The following is a 19,242-nucleotide window of genomic DNA, read 5'->3' as shown; positions in this document are numbered from 1 at the left end:
CATGTTCTCTCCCCTCTCCGACCGCATTGCGGCGGCGCCCATCTCCTGGGGGGTCTGCGAGGTGCCTGGCTGGGGTCACCAGCTCGCAGCCGGCACCGTTCTCGCGCAGATGAACGAGCTCGGTGTCGCCGCAACGGAGTTCGGACCCGACGGCTTCCTGCCCGATGCACCCGAGGACAAGGCTCAGACGCTGCGCGAGCACGGCCTGCAGGCGGTCGGCCAGTTCGTCCCGGTTGTGCTCCATGACCCGGCCCACGACCCGCTGCCCGAGGTCGAGGCCGCCATGGAGGGACTCGTGGCGGCGGAGGCGTCGACGGTCGTCCTTGCCGCGGCGACGGGACGCGAGGGCTACGACCGACGTCCCGATCTCGACGACGGTGGTTGGGTCACCCTGCTCGCGAACCTCGACCGGCTGGCCGCGGCCGCCGCAGCGCGCGGGCTCACGGCCACCCTCCACCCGCACGTCGGCACCATGGTGGAAAGCGGCGAGGAGACCGAACGGGTCCTCACCGGCAGCTCCATCGGCCTCTGTCTCGACACCGGCCACCTGCTCATCGGGGGCGGTGACCCGGTCCGGATCGCCCGTGAGCACCCGGGCCGGATCGCCCACGCCCACCTCAAGGACGTCCGGCTGGACGTGGCGCGCCGGGTGCAGTCAGGGGATCTGTCCTACACCGAAGGCGTGGCCGCCGGAATGTACGTGCCGCTCGGTCAGGGCGACGTAGACATCGCCGCCATCGTGGGGGCGCTGGAGGATGCCGGGTATGCCGGCTGGTACGTCCTGGAGCAGGACACCATCCTGCCCGGCCCGCCGATGGACGACGACGAGGGTCCGGTGGCCGACGTCCGGACCAGCTACTACTACCTGTTGGCCCTCGCGGCCCAGCACTCCGGCGTGGGGATCTGACGTGGACACCACCTCGGACCCGCACGCCCAGGGGGACCACGCGGCATACGACGTCGTGGTGATCGGCCGCACGGGGGTCGACATCTACCCCCTCCAGCACGGCGTCGGCCTGGAGGACGTGCGCACCTTCGAGAAGTTCCTCGGGGGCAGCGCCACCAACGTCGCGGTGGCGACCGCGCGCTACGACCACCGCGTCGCCCTGGTCACCCGCACGGGTGAGGACGCCTTCGGCCGGTTCGTGCACCAGGCGCTGCGCGGGTTCGGCGTCGACGACTCGTTCGTGAGTGCGGTCGCGGGGCCGCCGACGCCGGTCACCTTCTGCGAGGTGTTCCCCCCGGACGACTTCCCGCTCTACTTCTACCGGTACCCGATCGCTCCCGACCTGATGATCGAGGCGGAGGAGCTCCCCACCGAAGCCATCGCCGCTGCCCGCATCTACTGGTCCACGGTCACCGGACTCTCCCAGGAGCCGAGCCGCAGCGCGCACTTCGCGGCCTGGCAGGCCCGTGGGCGGCGCGAGCACACCATCCTCGACCTCGACTACCGCCCCATGTTCTGGCAGAGCCCCGAGGAGGCCAGCGAGCAGGTCGGCAGGGCCCTCGAACACGTCAGCGTGGCGGTCGGCAACCGCGAGGAGTGCGAGATGGCCGTCGGGGAGCTCGAGCCGCACCGCGCCGCTGATGCCCTGCTCGAGCGTGGGGTGGAGCTCGCCATCGTCAAGCAGGGACCGAAGGGTGTGCTCGCGGCGACCCGGGACGAGCGGGTCGAGGTGGCGACCTTCCCGATCCAGGTCGTCAACGGGCTGGGAGCCGGCGACGCCTTCGGAGGAGCGCTGTGCCACGGGCTCCTCCAGGGCTGGGACCTGCGCCGGACCCTCGAGTTCGCCAACGTGGCGGGCGCCATCGTCGCGTCCAAGCTCGAGTGCTCGACCGCCATGCCCACCGAGCGAGAGGTCGAGGAAACCCTGGCCCGACACCGCCTCTCCACAGGTACGGGGGACGCGCGATGAGCGCAGGCAGCCCGCTGGCCGTCGCGGACCTGACCGAGATCCGGGCCCGGGAGCCACACCGCATCGGCAACGCCTGGCAGGCGCGCACCCGCCGGGACCTCCTCGGCCAGGACGGCCGACTGCTCATCGTGGCGGCCGACCACCCTGCCCGCGGTGCTCTGGGGGTTCGCGGGGACAGCACGGCGATGGCCAGTCGTAGCGACCTGCTGGACCGGCTCGTCACCGCGGTCTCGCGGCCGGGGGTCGACGGAGTGCTCGGAACCCCCGACATCCTCGACGACCTGCTGCTGCTGGGCGCCCTCGAGGGAAAGGTCGCCATCGGCTCGATGAACCGGGGCGGGCTGCAGGGGGCGACCTTCGAGCTCGACGACCGGTTCACGGCATACCGTGCCGCAGACCTTGCCGCCAACGGACTGGACGGCGGCAAGATGCTCACCCGGATCGCCCTGGACGACGCGGGCACCGCGGCCACCCTCGAGGCCAGCGCCCGGGCGGTGACCGAGCTGGCCGAGCACGGCCTGATGGCGATGGTCGAGCCCTTCCTGTCGACGCGCCGGGACGGGCGGATCGTCAACCTGCTCGACCCGGACTCCACCATCAAGTCGATCCACATCGCCTCCGGTCTGGGGGCCTCGAGCGCGTACACGTGGCTCAAGCTGCCCGTCGTCGACGAGCTCGACCGGGTCATGGACGCGACCACCCTGCCGACCCTGCTCCTCGGCGGTGACCCGCAGGGAGATCCGCACGACACGTATGCCTCGTGGGGACACGCCCTCGAACTGCCGCCGGTGCGTGGCCTGGTCGTCGGTCGTGCGTTGCTCTACCCGCCCGACGACGACGTGGCGGCGGCCGTCGACATCGCCGGTGAGCTGGTCCACGGGGTGGGCCGGTGAACGACAACGGGCGCTGGGTGCTGCCCCTGGGCTCTTCGGGTCGCGGCGGCTGGGACGTCGTCGTCGACTCAGCGACCGACGGCTGGCAGCACACCGGCCTGCTCGTCGCGTCGCTCGCGGAAGGCCAGAGCCGGGGGGTCGCGGCCGGCGACTGGGAGCACGTCGTCGTCCCCCTGTCAGGTTCCGTCCTGGTCGAGTCCGATGGGGACCGCGCCCAGCTCGCCGGTCGCCGCTCGGTCTTCGCCGGTGCGACCGACGTGGCGTATGTCGCGAGCGGCCGAGGCCTGTCCGTCACCGCCACCGGTGGACCGGCGAAGGTGGCTGTCTGCGCCGCGCGGGCGAGCGAGCCGCACACGCCGTCGTTCCGGCACCTGCCCGTCGCGGAGGTGCCGGTCGAGCTGCGGGGGGCGGGGACGGCGAGCCGCGAGGTGCGCAACTTCGCCATCCCCGGGGTCCTCGTCGCCGACTCGATCATCGCCTGCGAGGTCGTCACCCCGGCGGGCAACTGGAGCTCCTTCCCGCCCCACAAGCACGACGAGGAGCGGCCGGGTGTCGAGACCGAGCTCGAGGAGATCTACTACTTCGAGGTGCAGGTCGAGTCGGGTGGTTTGTCGCGCGGCGGGATGGCGCGCGACGGTGCGGATCCCGTTGGCTACCAACGGGTCTACGGCACCGATGAGCGGCCGATCGACGTCCTGGCGGAGGTCCGCACCGGGGACGTGGTCCTCGTCCCTCACGGCTGGCACGGGCCGGCCATGGCTGCCCCCGGCTACGACCTCTACTACCTCAACGTGATGGCTGGTCCGGGTGCCGAGCGGGCGTGGCTGATCTGCGACGATCCTGCCCACACCTGGGTCCGCGCCACGTGGGACGACCAGGCCGTGGACCCCCGACTCCCCCTTGGAGGCACTCGATGACGCAGGAGACCGTCCGGCTCACGGTCGCCCAGGCCGTGGTGCGGTTCCTGTCCCAGCAGTGGACCGAACGCGACGGTGAGCGGCAGAAGCTGTTCGCCGGCTGCTTCGGCATCTTCGGTCACGGCAACGTGGCCGGGATCGGTCAGGCCCTGCTGCAGGGTGAGCTCGGTGACGACTCGCCCGGCCACGACCAGCACCTGCCCTACGTGCTGGCGCGCAACGAACAGGCGATGGTGCACACCGCCGTCGGCTACGCGCGGCAGAAGGACCGACTCCAAACGTGGGCGTGCTCGGCCTCCGTCGGACCTGGCTCGACCAACATGCTGACCGGCGCGGCGCTCGCGACGATCAACCGGATCCCGGTCCTGCTGCTGCCGGCGGGAACCTTTGCCACGCGGGTCTCCGGTCCGGTGCTGCAGGAGCTCGAGCAGCCGTATGCCGCCGACGTCACCGTCAACGATGCGTTCCGGCCGCTGTCGGCGTTCTTCGACCGGGTCAACCGACCGGAGCAGCTGCCCTCTGCCCTGCTGGCTGCCATGCGGGTGCTCACTGACCCCGCCGCCACCGGGGCCGTGACGATCGCCCTGCCGCAGGACGTGCAGGCCGAGGCGTTCGACTGGCCGGTCGAGCTCTTCGCTGAGAGGGTATGGCGCATCGCCCGCCCTGTGCCGGAGGCCGTTGACATCGCCGACGCCGCGGCGCTGATCCGTGCTGCCGCAAGGCCGTTCATCGTGGCCGGGGGCGGAGTCCACTACTCAGGTGCAGAAGCCGCGCTGCGCGCGCTCTGCGAGCAGACCGGCATACCCGTGGGGGAGACCCAGGCCGGGAAGGGATCGCTGCCGCACGCCCATCCCCAGCTGATGGGAGCCGTCGGCTCCACGGGGACCACCGCGTCCAACGCCCTCGCCACGGAGGCGGACGTGGTCATCGGCATCGGCACGCGCTGGAGCGACTTCACCACCGCATCACGAACCGCCTTCCAGGACAAAGGTGTTCGGTTCGTCAACATCAACGTCGCCCGGTTCGACGCGGGCAAGCAGGCGGGCCTGCCAGTCGTCGCCGACGCCCGCGAGGCCCTGACCGCACTGGAGGCCGCGCTCGACGGGTATGCCGTGGAGCCGGCCTACCGCGCACGCCAGGCGACGCTGTGGCGCGCGTGGGACGAGCAGGTCGAGGTGGCCTACCACCCGCCTGGCGAGGTCACGGACGCCCTCGCGAAGGGACTGCTGACCCAGGCCGAGGTGCTCGGGGTGGTCAACGAACAGACCGACCCGCGGGACGTGGTGCTCTGCGCCGCGGGATCGATGCCGGGCGACCTGCACAAGCTGTGGCGGGTGCGCGACCGCAAGGCGTACCACGTGGAGTACGGCTACTCCTGCATGGGATACGAGGTGCCCGCATCGATCGGGATCCGACTTGCTGACCCGACCCGTGACGTCTTCGCGATGGTCGGTGACGGGGGCTATCTCATGATGCCCACGGAGCTCGTGACCGCCGTGCAGGAGCGGGTCAAGGTCGTCGTCGTCCTCGTCCAGAACCACGGGTTCCACTCCATCGGCTCGCTGTCGGAGTCGTTGGGGTCGCAGCGGTTCGGCACCAAGTACCGCTACCGCGACGGCACCACCGGACGGCTCGAGGGCGACCGACTGCCCATCGACCTGGCGGCGAACGCCCGCAGCCTCGGCGCCCACGTCATCGAGGTGCACTCGCGCGCCGAGCTCGAGCAGGCGGTCAAGGAGGCCAAGGCTGCGCCTGCCGACGGCGGCCCTGTGGTCATCCATGTCGAGACCGACCCCACCGTCTATGCCCCGGACAGCAATGCGTGGTGGGACGTCCCCGTGAGCGCGGTGTCCGAGCTGGAGTCGACGCAGGCCGCCTACGCGGCATACCAGGTCCAGAAGGCCGACCAGCGACCGCTGGTCGCGCCGGTCGAGACCCCGCCGCTCGCGGACTAGCGCACCAGCAGGGCCACGGCCGCGATCCCGGTGGCCACGAGGACCGCGGCGTCGAACCGTGCCTGGCTCAACCGGGCAGCCGTGCGAAGCCCCACCCAGGCGCCTAGGAGCACGAGCGGCGCGAGGAGCAGCGCGTTCCGCACGGCGTCCATCGTGAACAGCCCCAGGCCCGCGCTGAAGGGAACCTTGCAGAGGTTGACCCCCAGGAACAGGCAGGCGCCAGTGCCGAGGAACTGCAGCTTCCGCACTCCCTGGGCCGTGAAGTAGAGGGTCATCACACCACCGGCGGCGTTCGCGGTCATCGTCGCGAAACCCGCGGCCAGCCCGGCGACGAGGGCCGCAGGGCGGGAGTGGGCGCGAGCCCGGACGGTCGCACGGGAGGCGCCGCCGCGGGTCGTGAGGATCAGCTGCACGGCGGTGAGGACGAGGAGCATCGCGCCGATGGTGTGCCGCAGGAGCGCGTCATCGACCACGGCGAGAAACGCCGCGCCCAAGGCCAGGCCGGGCAGGACAGCCGGCACCAGCCGGCGCAGGACCCCCCAGTCGCACTCTCTCCGGTAGTGCCACACGGCAAAGACGTCACCGATGAGCAGGATCAGGAGCAGCGCCGCCGTGGACTGCCTGGCCGGCATGACGCTCGCGAAGATCGCGACCGAGATCGTGGCCAGGCCGCCGATCGAGGTCTTGGAGAAGCCCACGATCAAGGCCGCCACAGCCAACAGTGCGGCGGTGATCATCTGGCTGGGCCTTTCGTCGGGGTGCGGCAACGCTACGCCGACAGGTGCCCGCCGCGGCCACGGAATGTGTCCGAGCGCCGTCGTTGGCACAATCACCCCATGAGCCCACGCGTCGCCGTCGCAGCCACCGGTCCGGCGTCTGCCGAGGCAGCTCTTGCCGCAGCGGCTGCGGGTGGCAACGCGGTGGACGCGGCCATCGCGGCGATGGTGTCGGCGATGACCACCGAGCCGGGGATCGTGTCCGCGGCCGGTGGTGCCTTCGTCAGCATCTGGCCGGCCGGTGGGGATCCCGAGGTGATCGACGGCAACGTCGAGATGCCCGGTCGTGGCCAGGACCCGGAAAGGTTCGGCGCGGGGCTGCGTGAGGTGCACACCTCCTACGGCGGCGGCCTGACCCTGTATGCCGGCCACGGCTCGGTCGCGACGCCCGGCGCTTTCGCAGCCCTGGGCGTCGCCCACGACCGTCACGGGGCGGCACCGTGGCGCGAGGTGCTGGCGCCGAGCATCCTCGCGGCTCGGACGGGTTATGCCATCGGGGGTGCCGCGGCGAGCTACCTGGCCATCACCGGTGAATCGGTCTTCGGCTGGGACGAGCACACTCGTCCGTTGGTGAGGGGAGCCGACGGAGCCGTCGTCGTTGCGGGCCAGGAGGTGACCAACCCCGACCTGGCCGACACCCTCGAGCAGATCGGCGTCGAGGGGGCTCGCTCGCTCTACACCGGGGACCTCGCCGCCCGCATCGCGGCGGACAGCGACGCCCGCGGTGGCCTGGTCACTGCAGCCGACCTCGCGGCATACCGGGCGGTGGTCCGCACGCCGCTGCGCCTCACCCTGGGGGAGTGGGACCTCGCACTGAACCCACCTCCGTCGGTGGGTGGGCCGATGCTGACGGTGCTGCTGCGCGAGCTGGCGGCCGGGCGCTGGGACTGGTCGCGGATCATCGACATCCAGCGGCGGGTGCTGTCCTACCGGCACCAGGTGCACGACCTGTCCACCGACCTCGAGGAGGACGGCTACGCGCTCCTGGAGGCGATCGACCGCAACGGTCTGGCCAGCCTGCCGACCTCGTCGTCGACTGCGCACGTCTCGGTCGTCGACAGCGACGGCAACATTTGCGCGATCACGGCGTCGAGCGGATACGGTTCCGGCGCAACGGTTCCCGGCACGGGCCTGATGCTCAACAACTGCCTCGGCGAGCCCGAGCTCAACCGGTTGGGGCTGCACGCCCTGGCGCCGGGCACCCGGCTCGCGTCCAACATGTCGCCCTCCGTGGGCCGCTCCGCGTCGGGCGGGGCGCTCGCCATCGGCAGCCCGGGTGCGGACCGGATCACCACGGCGTTGATGCAGGTGCTGGGCCGGTACTGCCTCGAAGGACTGCCGATGCAGGAGGCGATCGACGCCCCGCGGGTGCACGTCCGGATCCTCGACGACGGTTCGCCGCGCGTCGACCACGAGGACGACGATTCCGTGTCGGCAGCCGTGGAAGGCCTTGGGCTGCAGTCGTTCTCGCACGGCACCACGTCGATGTTCTTCGGTGGGGTCGGGGCCGCTCGACGGCTCGCCGACGGGACTCTCGACGCGGCGGGCGACCCTCGGCGCGAGGCAGCCACCCGCATCTCCGCCTGACACGCTTGCCCGCAGTTTGCCCCCGCCCGCTGATCCAGGGTCTGTGCACAGACACTGGATCGAGTGCGCACTGACCGGGTCACTGCGAAGAAGTAGGGAGGTCTGTGCACAGAGCTGCGCTCATCCGGCGAGCCGGGGGCAAGGACGCGAAAGAATCAGCGGGCGGCGCCGGTCACGGCCCACGCATCGCCCCGGACCCGCCACCAGAAGAAGCAGGCGCGGATCGCCATGAACGCGGTGAACACGACCCACAGGACGGCCACCGCGCGGGGTGCACCCTGCGCCAACAGGTCGTCACTGCTGGCGTGCACCCAGATGGCCAACGGCAGGTAGAGCACGAGGGTCGCGGCCATGGCTCCGGCCAGCCATCGCCCGTCACCGGCGCCGATCAGCACGCCGTCGACGACGAAGACGTAGCCCGCCAGCGGTTGCCCCAGTGCGACCACGATCAGCGCGGCGGACAGGGCCGAGCGGACCGCAGGGTCGGTGGTGAAGAGGGCCGGCAGCAGCGAGTGGATGGCCAGCACCAGCAGCCCCAGCACCGCTCCACCCCAGACACCCCACCGGATCATGGTGGTGGTCGCGGCGCGGGCCCCAGCCACGTCGCCGGCGCCAAGCGCCTTGCCCGTGAGCGCCTGCGCGGCGATCGCCAGCGCGTCGAGGGCGAACGCGAGGAAGCTCCAGACCGTGGCCGCCACCTGGTGCGAAGCCAGCGGCACGTCACCGAGACCCGCGGCCACCCAGGTGGTCACGAGCAGGATCGCGCGCAGCGCGAGGGTGCGCACGAGCAGGGGTATGCCGGTCAGCGCGGCCCGCAGCACCCGTCCGGGGTGCGCGTGCAGAGTTGCCCCGGCACGACGCGAATGCCGGACCAGCACGGTCACGAGCCCGACCGCCATCCCAGTCTGGGCGATGACCGTGCCCCACGCGGATCCCGCGATGCCCCAACCGAACCCGTAGACGAACAGCAGGTTGAGCACGACGTTGGACGAGAACCCGACCACTGACGCCACCAGCGGGGTCCGGGTGTCCTGCAACCCGCGGAGCACACCGGTGGCGGCCAACGCCACCAGCATCGCCGGGATGCCGAGGGCCGAGATGCGAAGGTACGTCGCGGCATACCCGATCGCGTCGTCGGACGCGCCGAAGACGCGGCAGAGCGGTTCGGCGGCCAGGGCCACGGCCACGGAGGTGAGGGCGCCGAGGCCGACTGCGAGCCAGGTGCCGTCGATGCCCGCCTCGAGGGCGCCGCGCTCGCTGCCCGCCCCGATCTGGCGGGAGACGATCGAGGTGGTGCCATAGGCGAGGAACACGAAGATGTTGGCCGCCGTGATCAGGGTGGCACTGGCGACCCCGAGGCCCGCCAGCTGGGCGGTCCCGAGGTGCCCGATGATCGCGGAGTCGGCGAGCAGGAACAGCGGCTCGGCCACGAGCGCGAGGAATGCCGGAACCGCCAGCCGCAGGATGTCGCGGCTCTGCGCCGAACCCCGCCCACTGCTCCGCGCCGCTCCCGCGCTCCGACCCCCTCTGCTCACCGCGCAACGCTAACGGTTGGGCGCGCGGCTAACCGGCCGTGGTCGCCCAGCGGTCGCGCACCGTTGCGAGATGGGCCGCGACGTCGGCGGCCATGTCCACCTCCTCGGGCGCCATCAACCACTGCAGCTGCAGCCCGTCCATCAGCGCGACGAACTGTCGGGCGATGGTCCACGCCGGGACCTCGGGGTCCGCCGTGCCGTCCGCGACGGCCTCGGTCAGCCCGCGGGTTAGCGAGTCGACGGCAACCGCGTGGTGCCGGCGCAGCCAGTCGTGCCCTGGGTGGGTGCGGTCGACCGCCTCGCCGGCCAGGTTCGTGAACAGCCGCACGAGCGCCTCCCGCTCGGCGTTGAGGCGGACCAGCTCGACCATGTCGTCGTAGACCTCCCAGCCACGAGCCGGCACTGCTCGCCTGGCCGACAGGGCCTCCACGTCCCTGGTGTCGCGCTGCTCGAGGACGGCCGCGAGCAGGTCCTCCTTGGAGGCGAAGTGGTGCAGCAGACCGGTCTGGCTCAGCCCCGATGCGACTGCGATCCCGGTCATCGGCGTCGCGTGGAACCCCCGCTCGGCGAACAGGTCGGCCGCCGCCGCGACGATCCGCTCCCGCGTCTCGCCCGCGCCCGCAGCGCCCTTGGGTCTGCCGCGGCCACGTCTGGCGGGAGTCGAGTCCGCGGGCGCCGCCGTGCCGGTCACCGGATGCCGGGTGCTCACCGTCGCCGCGTCCCGCTAGGCCAGCGGGAGGGTGGCTCGGATGTCGCCGAGGCCGCGGGCGATGAGCAGCTCTCCGCCCGAGAGCGGGGTGCCCCAGCCACCGGCTTCGGTGTCCCAGCGACGCCACAGCCTGCCTTCTGCGGTGACGTCGACGGACGCGCTGGCGCCGGCCGCCACCGCTACGGTGGCCCAGCCGACCAGCCGCACCGGCTGGTCGCTCTCGGTCGGCTGGAAGTAGACCTGCACCAGCTCGCGCGAGTCCCGGTCTGAGCTGTTGCGCACCGTGACTGCCACCGTCGGAGCGCTGTCAGCGCCGGCGCCGCCCGCCTCTGCGCTGGCCGCGACCAGCTCGGCGGACTCGTACTCCCACGACCCGTAGCCGTTGCCGGCACCCAGCCAGTAGGCGGGAGCGTCTGCCCGGCCGGCGTGGAAGCCGCGGTAGCCGACGAAGGTCCCGTCGGTGTAGTCGAGCTGCAGGTCGGTGGGTTCGACCTCCCAGGCAGGGGCCGCACCGTCGGCTGCCGGCCACGACGTGACCAGCCGACCGGCCGGCTCGCGCGCGCCGAGCAGCGCGTCAGCCACTGCGTGACCGCCCTCCTGGCCCGGCAGCCCGACGACGAGGATCGCCTCGACCTCGTCGGCCCACGGCATCAGCACCGGCGTGGCAGCGTTCACGACGACGACGGTGCGCCCAGCAACAGCGGCGACTGCCGCCACCATCGCGTCCTGCTCTCCCGGCAGGGCAAGGGTGGTCTTGTCGGTTCCCTCGGTCTCCTGCTCGGGGGTGAGCCCGACGACGACCACGGCGACCTCGGCGCCGCGTGCGGCCTCGACGGCTCCGGCGATCACGTCGGCCGACGGCGGAGGCACCGGGCCGGCCACGAGCGACTTGACGCCCATGCCGGAGGCGAGGACGTGGGACAGCGTGCTCAGCTTGCCGTCCGGTCCGGGTCGGGGGTCGGAGCGCAGGATGGTCAGCACGGCCTCGACCAGCGAGCCAGGCGCAGCGTCGACGTCGGCGGTCCAGTGCGGCGGCTTGAACATGCCCTCGCCGGGATCTGCACCGCTGGAGGCGAGGTCCGCACTACCGAGGTCGACGCCGTCGAGGCTGACCTGCCAGCGGCCGGTGCCCAGGCCGCCCAGCCGCACGTGGCCGCCGTCGACGAGCTCGGCGCGCAGGCGCAGCTGCTCCGTGGGACGCGGCAGGGCGTGGTCCCACCCGGTCGTGACATCGGCACTGTCGACGTGTTCGGAGAGCATCACCTGGCCGTCGGCGTCGAGGTGCTCGACGCGCATGCCGGGAGTGCCGGTCTCGGGGTCGCGGATGGCGGATCGCGATGCCGGCAGCGGTCGTTCGCGGACCTCTACGCCGTCCACGACGGTGAGCCGGTCGCCGATCGCGGCACCCAGACCTTCGGCGATGGACACCTGGTAGGGCGGGTTCACCTGCGCAGAACCGCCGCCCATGCAGACCGTCTCCACCGCATGCCGTCCGATCAGCGCGACGGTGCCGGCCCCGGTCAGCGGAAGGACATCACCCTCGTTCCGGAGGACCACCATGCCGTCAGTGGCGAGCCGGCGCAGCTGCGCCTGGCGCGAGGGGGCGTCCGGCGCGACCGAGTCCGAGGGCCACGACCGGTGGGCGTCGGGACCACCGAGTGCGCCGACCCGCTCCGCGAGCAGGAGCAACCGGCATACGTGCTCGTCGATCACCGACTCGGGCACGGCACCCGACTCGACGTCGGCTACCAGGGCCTCGCCCCACGGCCCGTCCGGGCCGGGCATGACGAGGTCGAGCCCGCCGAGCGCCGCTGGAGCCGAGGTCTTGGTCGCGAACCAGTCGCTCATGAGCAGGCCGTCCCAGCCCCACTCGCCCTTGACCACCTCGTTGTTGACGTGGTCATGCTCGGTGGCGGCGGCCCCGTTGATGTCGTTGTACGCGGCCATGATCGACCACGGCTGCGCATCGTCGACCGCGATCTCGAACGGCAGGAGGTAGACCTCGCGCAGCGCCTCTTCGCTGACGACGGAGTTCATGTAGTTGCGGAGCGTCTCGGACTCATTGGCGACGAGGTGCTTGAGACAAGCGCCGATTCCCTTGCCCTGCAAGCCCTGCACGTATGCCGCGGCGAGACGACCGGTGAGCAGCGGGTCCTCGGAGTAGGCCTCGAAGAGCCGCCCGCCGAGGGGGGAGCGGTGCAGGTTGATGGTCGGTCCGAGGACGACGTGGATCTGTTGCCGCTCAGCTTCCTCGGCGAGCATCTCGCCGACCTCGCGCGCGGTGTCCTCGCTCCAGGCGCTCGCGAGGAGGGTGGCGTTCGGGAACAGCGCGACCGCCTCGCCTCCGGTGAACTTGAGTCCGCGCACGCCGGTGGGACCGTCGGAGAAGGCCATGGGGGCGAGGCCGATCGAGTCCTCACCGTGCAGGGTGAAGGAGGTGGCGCCGGTGAGCAGGCGCACCTTGGTCGCGAGGTCGAGGGTGGCGACGAGCGCCTGGTGGTCGGTGGTCACGAACCCAGTGCAGCGGAGCGCGGGTTCGTCGTAAATAGTTAGGTCTAACTATTTCACGAGGTGAGACGACCGGCGGCCTCGTGCGACGTCGGTGGGCGTTGGCATGATGACGGGGTGTCCACGATCGTCTTCCTCCACGCCCACCCCGACGACGAGGCCTCGCAGACCGCGGGTGCGATGGCCCGCGCGGTCGCCGAGGGCCACCGCGTCGTCACCGTCTTCGCCACGAACGGTGACCACGGAGAGCTCCCCGCGGCGGGTCTGCCGGAGGGCGAGACACTGGTGCACTGGCGTCGCCGCGAGGCCCAGGCGAGCGCCGACGCCCTGGGGGTCCAGCGGATCGCGTGGCTGGGCTACGCCGACTCGGGCATGCGCGGCTGGGAGCAAAACACCCACGACAACGCCTTCCACGGGGCCGACGTCGACGAGGCTGCAGCCAAGCTCGTCGCGATCCTCGACGAGGAGGACGCCGACGTGCTGGTCGGCTACGACTGGCACGGCGGCTACGGCCACCCCGACCACGTCAAGGTCCACCCGGTCGTGCACCGCGCCGCCGAGCTGGCCGCCCGACGACCGAGGCTGCTCGAGTCGACGATGAACCGCGACATCGTTCGAGGCGTGTTCCAGGCCGCGGTGGCAGCCGGCGCCGGTGACCAGGCCTTCGACCCGGACAGCCCGATGGACGACGGCAACCCACTCGGCACCCCCGAGGCCGAGATCACCTGGCAGGTCGACACCGGCGACTACCTGACCCAGCGGCGCGCCTCCCTCGAAGCGCACCGCAGCCAGGCCACCGACATCGAGGGGATGCTCGCGATGCCGCCCGAGTTCTTCGCCAGCTTCTTCGGTCGTGAGCACTACATCGAGCCCGGCGTCGACACGGCCCAGCACCCGCAGATGCAGGTCGGCTGGCCGTTCGGTGACTGAACCGGCTCCTGCACCTGAGGGCTCGCTGAGTCCCGTCGGGCTGCTCCGGCTGCCGCAGGTCGCGCGCCTGCTTTTCTCGGCCCTGGTCGGCCGGTTGCCCAACGGCATGGTGCCGCTGGCGCTGGTGCTGTTCGCCCGCGACACTGGCAGCGGCTTCGGGCGAGCCGGTCTGCTGACCGCGGCATACTCACTCGGTTGTTGCCTCGGTGGGCCCGCGCTGTCGCGGGTGATGGACGTGCGCGGGCAGCGCTCATCCCTCGTGCTCGGTGGGGTGGTCTCGTCGGTGGCGCTCGCGGTGCTGCCGTGGGTGCCGTCGGGCGGCGCGCTCGCGATCGCCCTCGTGGCCGGGCTGGCAACGCCACCCCTCGAGCCAGCCCTGCGGACCCTCTGGCCGTCGGTGCTGTCGCCGCGGCAGGTGCCGTCGGCGTTCGCCCTCGACGCGGCGGCCCAGGAGCTGATCTTCGTGCTGGGCCCGCTGGCCGTCCTGCTCGCCCAGCTCGGGGGCGCCTCGGGTGGGCTGGTGGCCGCGGCCGTCGTCGGGCTGCTCGGCACGCTGTGGTTCGTGGCGTCGCGGGCCTCGCGGGCCTGGACGCCGCCGGTCCACGAGGACCGGCACTGGTTGGGCCCGCTGCGCTCGCGTCGGCTCGTCGTGCTCTACTCCGCCATCGTGCTCGTCGGGCTCACCGTCGGCGTGCCGGCGGTCGCGCTGGTCGCCTACGCCGAGTCGGTCGGCGACCGCGGGCTGGCGCCGTGGCTGGTGGCGGCCAACGCGCTCGGGGCGCTGATCGGCGGGGTGGCCTACAGCCCGCGCGCGCCACACCGCGACCCGCGACGTGACCTCCTGCTCGGGCTAGGGGTCCTCGTGGTCACGTATGCCGCGCAGGCCCTGGTGCCGTCGACGCCGTGGGTGATGGGGCTGCTCACCGTCGCCAGCGGGCTGGGGCTGCCGCCCGTGCTGACCTGTGTTTTCCAGCTCGTCGACCGGCTCGCCCCGCCCGGCACCACCACCGAGGCGTTCGCGTGGCTGATCTCGGCCTTCCTCGTCGGCTCGTCGGTCGGTGCCGCGGTGGCCGGATCGCTGGCCGACGCGGGGCGGATCGGTGCAGCGTTCCTCGTGGCCGCGGCTGCCACGCTGGTCGCACTCGCGATCGCCCGGGTGGTGGTCCGCGGCGGCGGGGGTCCTGTGCTCAGAGGTGCTTGAGCGCCTCGCGCCGGCTCAGCCCGCTGAGCTGGTCGCCGTACTCCGTCACCGTCGCCCGCACCCAGTCCGGGTCGGCGCGGGCGTACTGGCGCAGGGCCCACCCAATGGCCTTGCGGATCCAGAAGCTGGTGTCCGCGAGGTTCGGCTCGATGGCCTCACGAAGCAGGGCGAGGTCGGTCTGTTCCTTGAAGGTCAGCTGGCTGATGATGGCTGTGCGACGCAGCCACAGGTCGTCCTCGGTCGCCCAGCCGCGGACGATCGGCGTGATGATCTCGTTGTGTGACAACAGGATCGGGCCGATCCGGTTGCTCGCGAGCTCGTCCACGTGGTCCCACCAGGCGCCCGTGACGATGAGGTGCCGGTACAGCGGGACCACCGCGGGGTCCTGCCACGCCACATAGGCGCGGTGCCCCGTGAGGGCCGCTGCGGCATACCTCTCCTCGCGGTGGGTGGCGCCGTCCCAGAGGTCGCGCACCGCGCGTTCCCAGTCGTCGCGCTCCGCGATCCGGTATGCCGGGTCGGCCAGGATCGGGCGCAGCAGCGCCTTGAGCTCGGGTGAGGTGAGACCGCGGTAGGGCATCGACGACTTCATGTAGGCCTGCTGGGCTACCGCGCGCTGGGGGTCGCCGGCTCCCGCGAGCGTGGCCCGGACGGCATCGACGACGGGGTGTGTCACGGAGCCAGCATGCCGTCCACCACGTCAGAATGTCGCCACGTTGCGCCCGCGCACTCACCAGGGGGAACCGATGTCACAGCCTTTCCATGTCGCAGCACAGCCCGACCCGCCCAAGCCACCCATCGTCAGGTTGCCGACGTGGGTGAACGTCGTCCTGGTGCTGATCCTGCTGGCTTCCTGCGGTGGCGACCGTCTCTCGGCCGGGTCCGTCGCCGACGAGGTGGTCCAGCGCCTCGGCACCAACGGCAGCGGGGACTCGTCGTACGCAGGCGTGGCATCCCAGGACGACGTGATCGACATGTGCCGCCTGCTCGGTGCGGTCGCGGCCCGCCAGAAGATCTCTCCGAGCGGCGTGATGTCACCGGACAGCGTGACGCAGTGCCATGAGGCCGCGCAGCAGGCGGCGACTACTCCCTGACCCGTCACGAACGCACTTCTGGCCACCCAGCACGCACCAGGCCGGTGGATCGGGACCTGGTGGGTGATGGGTGGCCAGAAGTGGTGCCCTGCTGGTGGTGACTGGGTCAGTGCTGGGTGGCCGGTGCGTCCTCGTGGGCGGGTAGCACCGGGGTACGGACCGCGAAGGACACGGCGACGACGGCAACGGCGATGACCGCGCCCACCCCGAAGCCCCACCGGACGCCGGTGCTCAGGGCGCCGAGCTGGGTGGCTCCGTCTGCGGCGGCCGAGGCGGCACGGCCGGCCATCACGCTGACGACGATCGCGGTGCCGGCCGCGGCGGCGACCTGCTGCAGTGACCCGAGGACGGCGCTGCCGTGGGCGTACAGGTGCGGCGGCAGGACCGAGAGGCCGGAGGTGAAGACCGGCGTGAAGATCAGGGCCAGCGCGGCCATGAGGAACATGTGGTTGACCAGCAGCAGCCACGGCGACGTGTCCTGCCCGACCCGGGTGAACAGTGCCAGGCTGGTCGCCATGACGACCGCGCCGGGGATGACCAACCGGGTCGCGCCGACCTTGTCGTAGGCCCGACCCACCACCGGGCCGAGCAGACCCATGACCAGCCCACCGGGCATGAGCAGCAGACCGGTCGTCAGCGTGCTGAGCCCGAGCACGTCCTGCAGGTAGAGCGGCAGCAGGATCATCGCGCCCATCATCGCCATGAAGGCCAGGCACATCAGGCCGAGGGAGATCGCGAACGGCCCGAAGGTCAGGGTGCGCAGGTCGAGCAGCGGACCGGCGCCCCGCTGCAGCGTGATCTGGCGGCGGACGAACGCTGCGAGTGACAGCACACCGACCGCGGTGACGAGGGCCGGCGGCACGGTGTGGCTGGCGCGCCCGCCGTCGCCGAGCCCGCTGAGGCCGTAGACGAGGGCACCGAAGCCGACCGCGGACAGGACGACGCTGGGCAGGTCGATGCGGGTGGCGCGGGGTTCGCCGATGTTGACCAGCTCGCGCAGTCCGAGCAGGCCGACGACGCCGGCGATGGGAAGGACCACCGCGAAGATCAGCCGCCACGACCCGAGCTGGAGCAGCACGCCCGAGACGGCCGGCCCGAGCGCCGGTGCCACCGACATGACGAGGGTGACGTTGCCCATCACCTTGCCGCGGTCCTGCGGCGGTACGAGGGTCATCATCGTCGTCATGAGCAGGGGCATCATCACGGCGGTGCCGCTGGCCTGAACGACGCGGGCGACGAGCAGGACCGAGAAGCTGGGTGCCAGCGTCGCGATGGTGGTGCCGGTGAGGAACAAGCCCATGGCGAGGGCGTAGGCCGTCCGGGTGGTCACCCGCTGGAGGAACCACCCCGTGGCCGGGATGACAACCGCCATGGTGAGCATGAAGGCGGTGGAGAGCCACTGGGCGCTCGTCGCCGGAACCGCGAACTCGCGCATCAGCCGCGGAATCGCGTTGACCATGATCGTCTCGTTGAGGATGACGACGAAGGTCGACAGGACGAGGATCCGCATGACCAGGTTGACGTTGACCTTGGGGGTTTCGGCTGCCTCGGGGTGACCGACGACTGCGGTCGCCGGCTCGGTGGTCTGCGGGGGAGCGGGGGCCACCGCGGGCTCCGGCTCGGTGATGCAGGTGGTGTCGCTCATGGGATGTCCTCTGGTGTGCTCCGTGGATGCTGGGTTCACGGACTTAGACCGCGGGTCCCACCAGAACTCATCGCAAACCGGTGCCGAGGACCTCGTCGCGCCGGGTCACGAGCAGGGCGCGGGTGGTGCCGAGCAGGGCACCGGGAACTCCCGTCGCTCTCAGCCGTGGCGCGCCCGGCGGTGCCACCAGCTGGTCGCTGCCCGGTGCGAGTCGCTGCACCAGGGCAGCGCCCCGGCCGGCAGCCGACGGGGGGATGCCCAGCCGCGGCCACAGCTCGCGCGCCAGCAGGTGGCCCTCCGGCCCGATCAGGCCGTTGGCCTGCCCGGCCGCCCACACCAGGGCACCCGTCGCCGTGTCGTCACGGTTGCTGCGCTGGAGCATCCCGGGGTCGGCGGTCAAGGCCGCGGCGAGCAGGCGGCGCAGGGCTGCCACCAGCTCGTCCAGCCCGAACACCTCGACGGCCAGCCGGTCGCACTCCAGGCTGATCGCCTCCGCCCGCATCCGCACGTCTGGCGGGACGTCGCCGAGGTCGAGCGGTCCGGTGACGAGAGGCCGGTCGTCGAGGGCGAGCAGTGCCTCGCGTCCACCGACGAGGCAGTCCAGCCAACGCAGCTCGCGCTCGCGGTCGTCGTGCTCGGTGGACAGGGCAGGGCCGCCGCGACGTCGGTGCCGGGACTGCCACCCACCGTCGCTGCCGTCCTCGACCCAGTGGTCTGCCGGAAGCCCGTCCACGAGCACCAAGTGGGTGATCCGCGGTCGCCGTCCCTGGGTCGGTGCCGGCGCCGCAACGTCGTCGTCAACGTCGTCGTCTCGCCAGCGGCTCGACCAGCCCTGGGCTCCGACTGAGGATCCGTCGCCCTCGCTGGGGGTGCGCGATGGCATCGGGGAGGAGGTCGGTGAGGGCGTCATGTCCTCACGATGGCAGCGCTGCCGCGACGTACGCGCGGATATCCACAGCCCCTCGCCTCCCGCACCGCGGAGTGGTGTCTTCGCCGCGGAGGCGGGCGCCCGGCATACCCAGTCGTGGGTATGCCGCGTGGGTCAGGCGGCGCCGTACCGCGCCTGGGCGCGGGCCCTGGCCTTGGTGGCCTCGGTCTCGCGGTCCTTGGGAGGCGCGGCCGTGGTGAGGTGCTCGAGCAGGTGCTGGGTCGCGTGGGCGACCTCGGCCACGGCCTCGTCGAAGGCGGCCTGGTTGGCGGCGCTGGGCTTGGTGCTGCCGCTGACCTTGCGGACGTACTGGAGGGCTGCGGCACGGACCTCGTCCGACGTGGCGGCGGGCTCGAAGTTGTGCAGCTGGCGGATGTTTCGGCACATACCGTCAGGCTACGACGAGGTGGTCGGGTGTGTCGCGGGTCAGGTGGATGAGCCACAGCATGGACACGCCCGAAAGTTTCGTGGGTCCACACCCGGTGGATCACAAAACCGCAGGTCAGCGCCCTGTGGCGGGACGGTCCGTCGCGAAATCCACAGGGTTATCCCCCGACTGTGCACAAGCAGTCCGGGCGTTGCGCACAGCTTGTCCCCAGCCTGTCCACAGGGCTGGTTTGAGGTGTTGGTCGCACGGCCATACGTTGT

General features: G+C 71.7%; 17 protein-coding genes. 9 read left to right on the top strand and 8 right to left on the bottom strand.

The window, feature by feature from the left end; translation table 11 throughout:
* Nucleotide 1 precedes the first annotated feature (1 nt).
* From EAH86_RS09835 to iolD, 5 genes are read left to right on the top strand one after another with little or no spacing between them, the layout of a single operon-like run.
* On the top strand, nt 2–907 hold the full coding sequence (locus tag EAH86_RS09835; RefSeq protein ID WP_140739841.1) for a sugar phosphate isomerase/epimerase family protein: 906 nt from the start codon (nt 2–4) through the stop codon (nt 905–907).
* Nucleotide 908: 1 nt separating this feature from the next.
* The gene (gene iolC, locus EAH86_RS09830; RefSeq protein WP_140739838.1) at nt 909–1,916 is read left to right on the top strand and encodes a 5-dehydro-2-deoxygluconokinase; all 1,008 of its coding nucleotides are present in this window, start codon (nt 909–911) and stop codon (nt 1,914–1,916) included.
* On the top strand, nt 1,913–2,809 hold the full coding sequence (locus tag EAH86_RS09825) for a Cgl0159 family (beta/alpha)8-fold protein (RefSeq protein WP_140739835.1): 897 nt from the start codon (nt 1,913–1,915) through the stop codon (nt 2,807–2,809). Before iolC ends, EAH86_RS09825 begins: the two co-directional genes overlap by 4 nt.
* Nucleotides 2,806–3,726: a 5-deoxy-glucuronate isomerase gene (gene iolB, locus EAH86_RS09820; protein WP_140739832.1), complete on the top strand. Its 921-nt coding sequence runs from the start codon at nt 2,806–2,808 to the stop codon at nt 3,724–3,726. Before EAH86_RS09825 ends, iolB begins: the two co-directional genes overlap by 4 nt.
* Nucleotides 3,723–5,681 (top strand): 3D-(3,5/4)-trihydroxycyclohexane-1,2-dione acylhydrolase (decyclizing), encoded by a 1,959-nt coding sequence (gene iolD / locus EAH86_RS09815; protein WP_140739829.1) that lies wholly within the window; start codon nt 3,723–3,725, stop codon nt 5,679–5,681. Before iolB ends, iolD begins: the two co-directional genes overlap by 4 nt.
* On the opposite strand, the gene EAH86_RS09810 is transcribed toward iolD, so the two are convergent.
* Nucleotides 5,678–6,418: a sulfite exporter TauE/SafE family protein gene (locus EAH86_RS09810; RefSeq protein ID WP_140739826.1), complete on the bottom strand. Its 741-nt coding sequence runs from the start codon at nt 6,416–6,418 to the stop codon at nt 5,678–5,680. The genes iolD and EAH86_RS09810 overlap by 4 nt on opposite strands.
* A 99-nt stretch (nt 6,419–6,517) precedes the next feature.
* Between EAH86_RS09810 and EAH86_RS09805 the strand changes: the two genes are divergently transcribed.
* Nucleotides 6,518–8,044, top strand: a complete 1,527-nt coding sequence (locus tag EAH86_RS09805; RefSeq protein WP_140739823.1) for a gamma-glutamyltransferase — start codon at nt 6,518–6,520, stop codon at nt 8,042–8,044.
* 155 nt (nt 8,045–8,199) lie between these two features.
* Here the strand turns inward: EAH86_RS09805 and EAH86_RS09800 are convergent, their stop codons facing one another.
* From EAH86_RS09800 to EAH86_RS09790, 3 genes are read right to left on the bottom strand one after another with little or no spacing between them, the layout of a single operon-like run.
* On the bottom strand, nt 8,200–9,579 hold the full coding sequence (locus tag EAH86_RS09800; protein WP_241668306.1) for an MATE family efflux transporter: 1,380 nt from the start codon (nt 9,577–9,579) through the stop codon (nt 8,200–8,202).
* Between the two features lie 28 nt (nt 9,580–9,607).
* Nucleotides 9,608–10,288 (bottom strand): TetR/AcrR family transcriptional regulator, encoded by a 681-nt coding sequence (locus tag EAH86_RS09795; RefSeq protein WP_140739820.1) that lies wholly within the window; start codon nt 10,286–10,288, stop codon nt 9,608–9,610.
* 15 nt (nt 10,289–10,303) lie between these two features.
* Entirely contained in the window at nt 10,304–12,799 is a 2,496-nt protein-coding gene (locus EAH86_RS09790; protein ID WP_140739817.1) for a glycoside hydrolase family 3 protein, read from the bottom strand.
* A gap of 114 nt (nt 12,800–12,913) precedes the next feature.
* On the opposite strand from EAH86_RS09790, the gene EAH86_RS09785 reads away from it, so the two are divergent.
* Nucleotides 12,914–13,726 carry a PIG-L family deacetylase gene (locus tag EAH86_RS09785; protein ID WP_140739814.1) on the top strand — a complete coding sequence of 271 codons (813 nt, stop codon included), beginning with the start codon at nt 12,914–12,916 and terminating at the stop codon, nt 13,724–13,726.
* A complete protein-coding gene (locus EAH86_RS09780) occupies nt 13,719–14,927 on the top strand; it encodes an MFS transporter (protein ID WP_140739811.1) in 1,209 nt (402 codons plus the stop codon). The genes EAH86_RS09785 and EAH86_RS09780 overlap by 8 nt, the downstream gene beginning before the upstream one ends.
* Here EAH86_RS09780 and EAH86_RS09775 read toward each other — a convergent pair.
* A complete protein-coding gene (locus EAH86_RS09775) occupies nt 14,914–15,603 on the bottom strand; it encodes a DNA alkylation repair protein (RefSeq protein ID WP_140739808.1) in 690 nt (229 codons plus the stop codon). The genes EAH86_RS09780 and EAH86_RS09775 overlap by 14 nt on opposite strands.
* Nucleotides 15,604–15,673: 70 nt before the next feature.
* Between EAH86_RS09775 and EAH86_RS09770 the strand changes: the two genes are divergently transcribed.
* Complete coding sequence (locus EAH86_RS09770; RefSeq protein ID WP_140739806.1) at nt 15,674–16,021, top strand: hypothetical protein; 348 nt, start codon at nt 15,674–15,676, stop codon at nt 16,019–16,021.
* Between the two features lie 106 nt (nt 16,022–16,127).
* Here the strand turns inward: EAH86_RS09770 and EAH86_RS09765 are convergent, their stop codons facing one another.
* The 3 genes from EAH86_RS09765 to EAH86_RS09755 all read right to left on the bottom strand — a co-directional run bounded on the left by EAH86_RS09765 (nt 16,128) and on the right by EAH86_RS09755 (nt 18,981).
* Nucleotides 16,128–17,666, bottom strand: coding sequence for a DHA2 family efflux MFS transporter permease subunit (locus EAH86_RS09765; protein WP_140739801.1), 1,539 nt, complete (start codon nt 17,664–17,666; stop codon nt 16,128–16,130).
* Between the two features lie 67 nt (nt 17,667–17,733).
* A complete protein-coding gene (locus EAH86_RS09760; protein WP_140739798.1) occupies nt 17,734–18,576 on the bottom strand; it encodes a hypothetical protein in 843 nt (280 codons plus the stop codon).
* Between the two features lie 132 nt (nt 18,577–18,708).
* The gene (locus EAH86_RS09755; RefSeq protein WP_140739796.1) at nt 18,709–18,981 is read right to left on the bottom strand and encodes a DUF2277 domain-containing protein; all 273 of its coding nucleotides are present in this window, start codon (nt 18,979–18,981) and stop codon (nt 18,709–18,711) included.
* Between the last annotated feature and the right edge of the window lie 261 nt (nt 18,982–19,242).

The organism is Pedococcus bigeumensis (genome assembly GCF_006438965.1).
Taxonomy (GTDB): Bacteria; Actinomycetota; Actinomycetes; order Actinomycetales; family Dermatophilaceae; genus Pedococcus; species Pedococcus bigeumensis_A.
The sequence above is the reverse complement of the archived record's forward strand: the minus strand, read 5'-3'. Positions and strand labels throughout refer to the sequence as shown.

Bases quoted from the DNA above. Each gene is read 5' to 3' on its own strand.
- EAH86_RS09835 (WP_140739841.1), top strand. From the start codon at position 2: ATGTTCTCTCCCCTCTCCGACCGCATTGCGGCGGCGCCCATCTCCTGG.
- EAH86_RS09825 (WP_140739835.1), top strand. From the start codon at position 1,913: ATGAGCGCAGGCAGCCCGCTGGCCGTCGCGGACCTGACCGAGATCCGG.
- iolD (WP_140739829.1), top strand. From the start codon at position 3,723: ATGACGCAGGAGACCGTCCGGCTCACGGTCGCCCAGGCCGTGGTGCGG.
- EAH86_RS09810 (WP_140739826.1), bottom strand. From the start codon at position 6,418: ATGATCACCGCCGCACTGTTGGCTGTGGCGGCCTTGATCGTGGGCTTC.
- EAH86_RS09805 (WP_140739823.1), top strand. From the start codon at position 6,518: ATGAGCCCACGCGTCGCCGTCGCAGCCACCGGTCCGGCGTCTGCCGAG.
- EAH86_RS09770 (WP_140739806.1), top strand. From the start codon at position 15,674: ATGTCACAGCCTTTCCATGTCGCAGCACAGCCCGACCCGCCCAAGCCA.
- EAH86_RS09765 (WP_140739801.1), bottom strand. From the start codon at position 17,666: ATGAGCGACACCACCTGCATCACCGAGCCGGAGCCCGCGGTGGCCCCC.
- EAH86_RS09760 (WP_140739798.1), bottom strand. From the start codon at position 18,576: ATGACGCCCTCACCGACCTCCTCCCCGATGCCATCGCGCACCCCCAGC.
- EAH86_RS09755 (WP_140739796.1), bottom strand. From the start codon at position 18,981: ATGTGCCGAAACATCCGCCAGCTGCACAACTTCGAGCCCGCCGCCACG.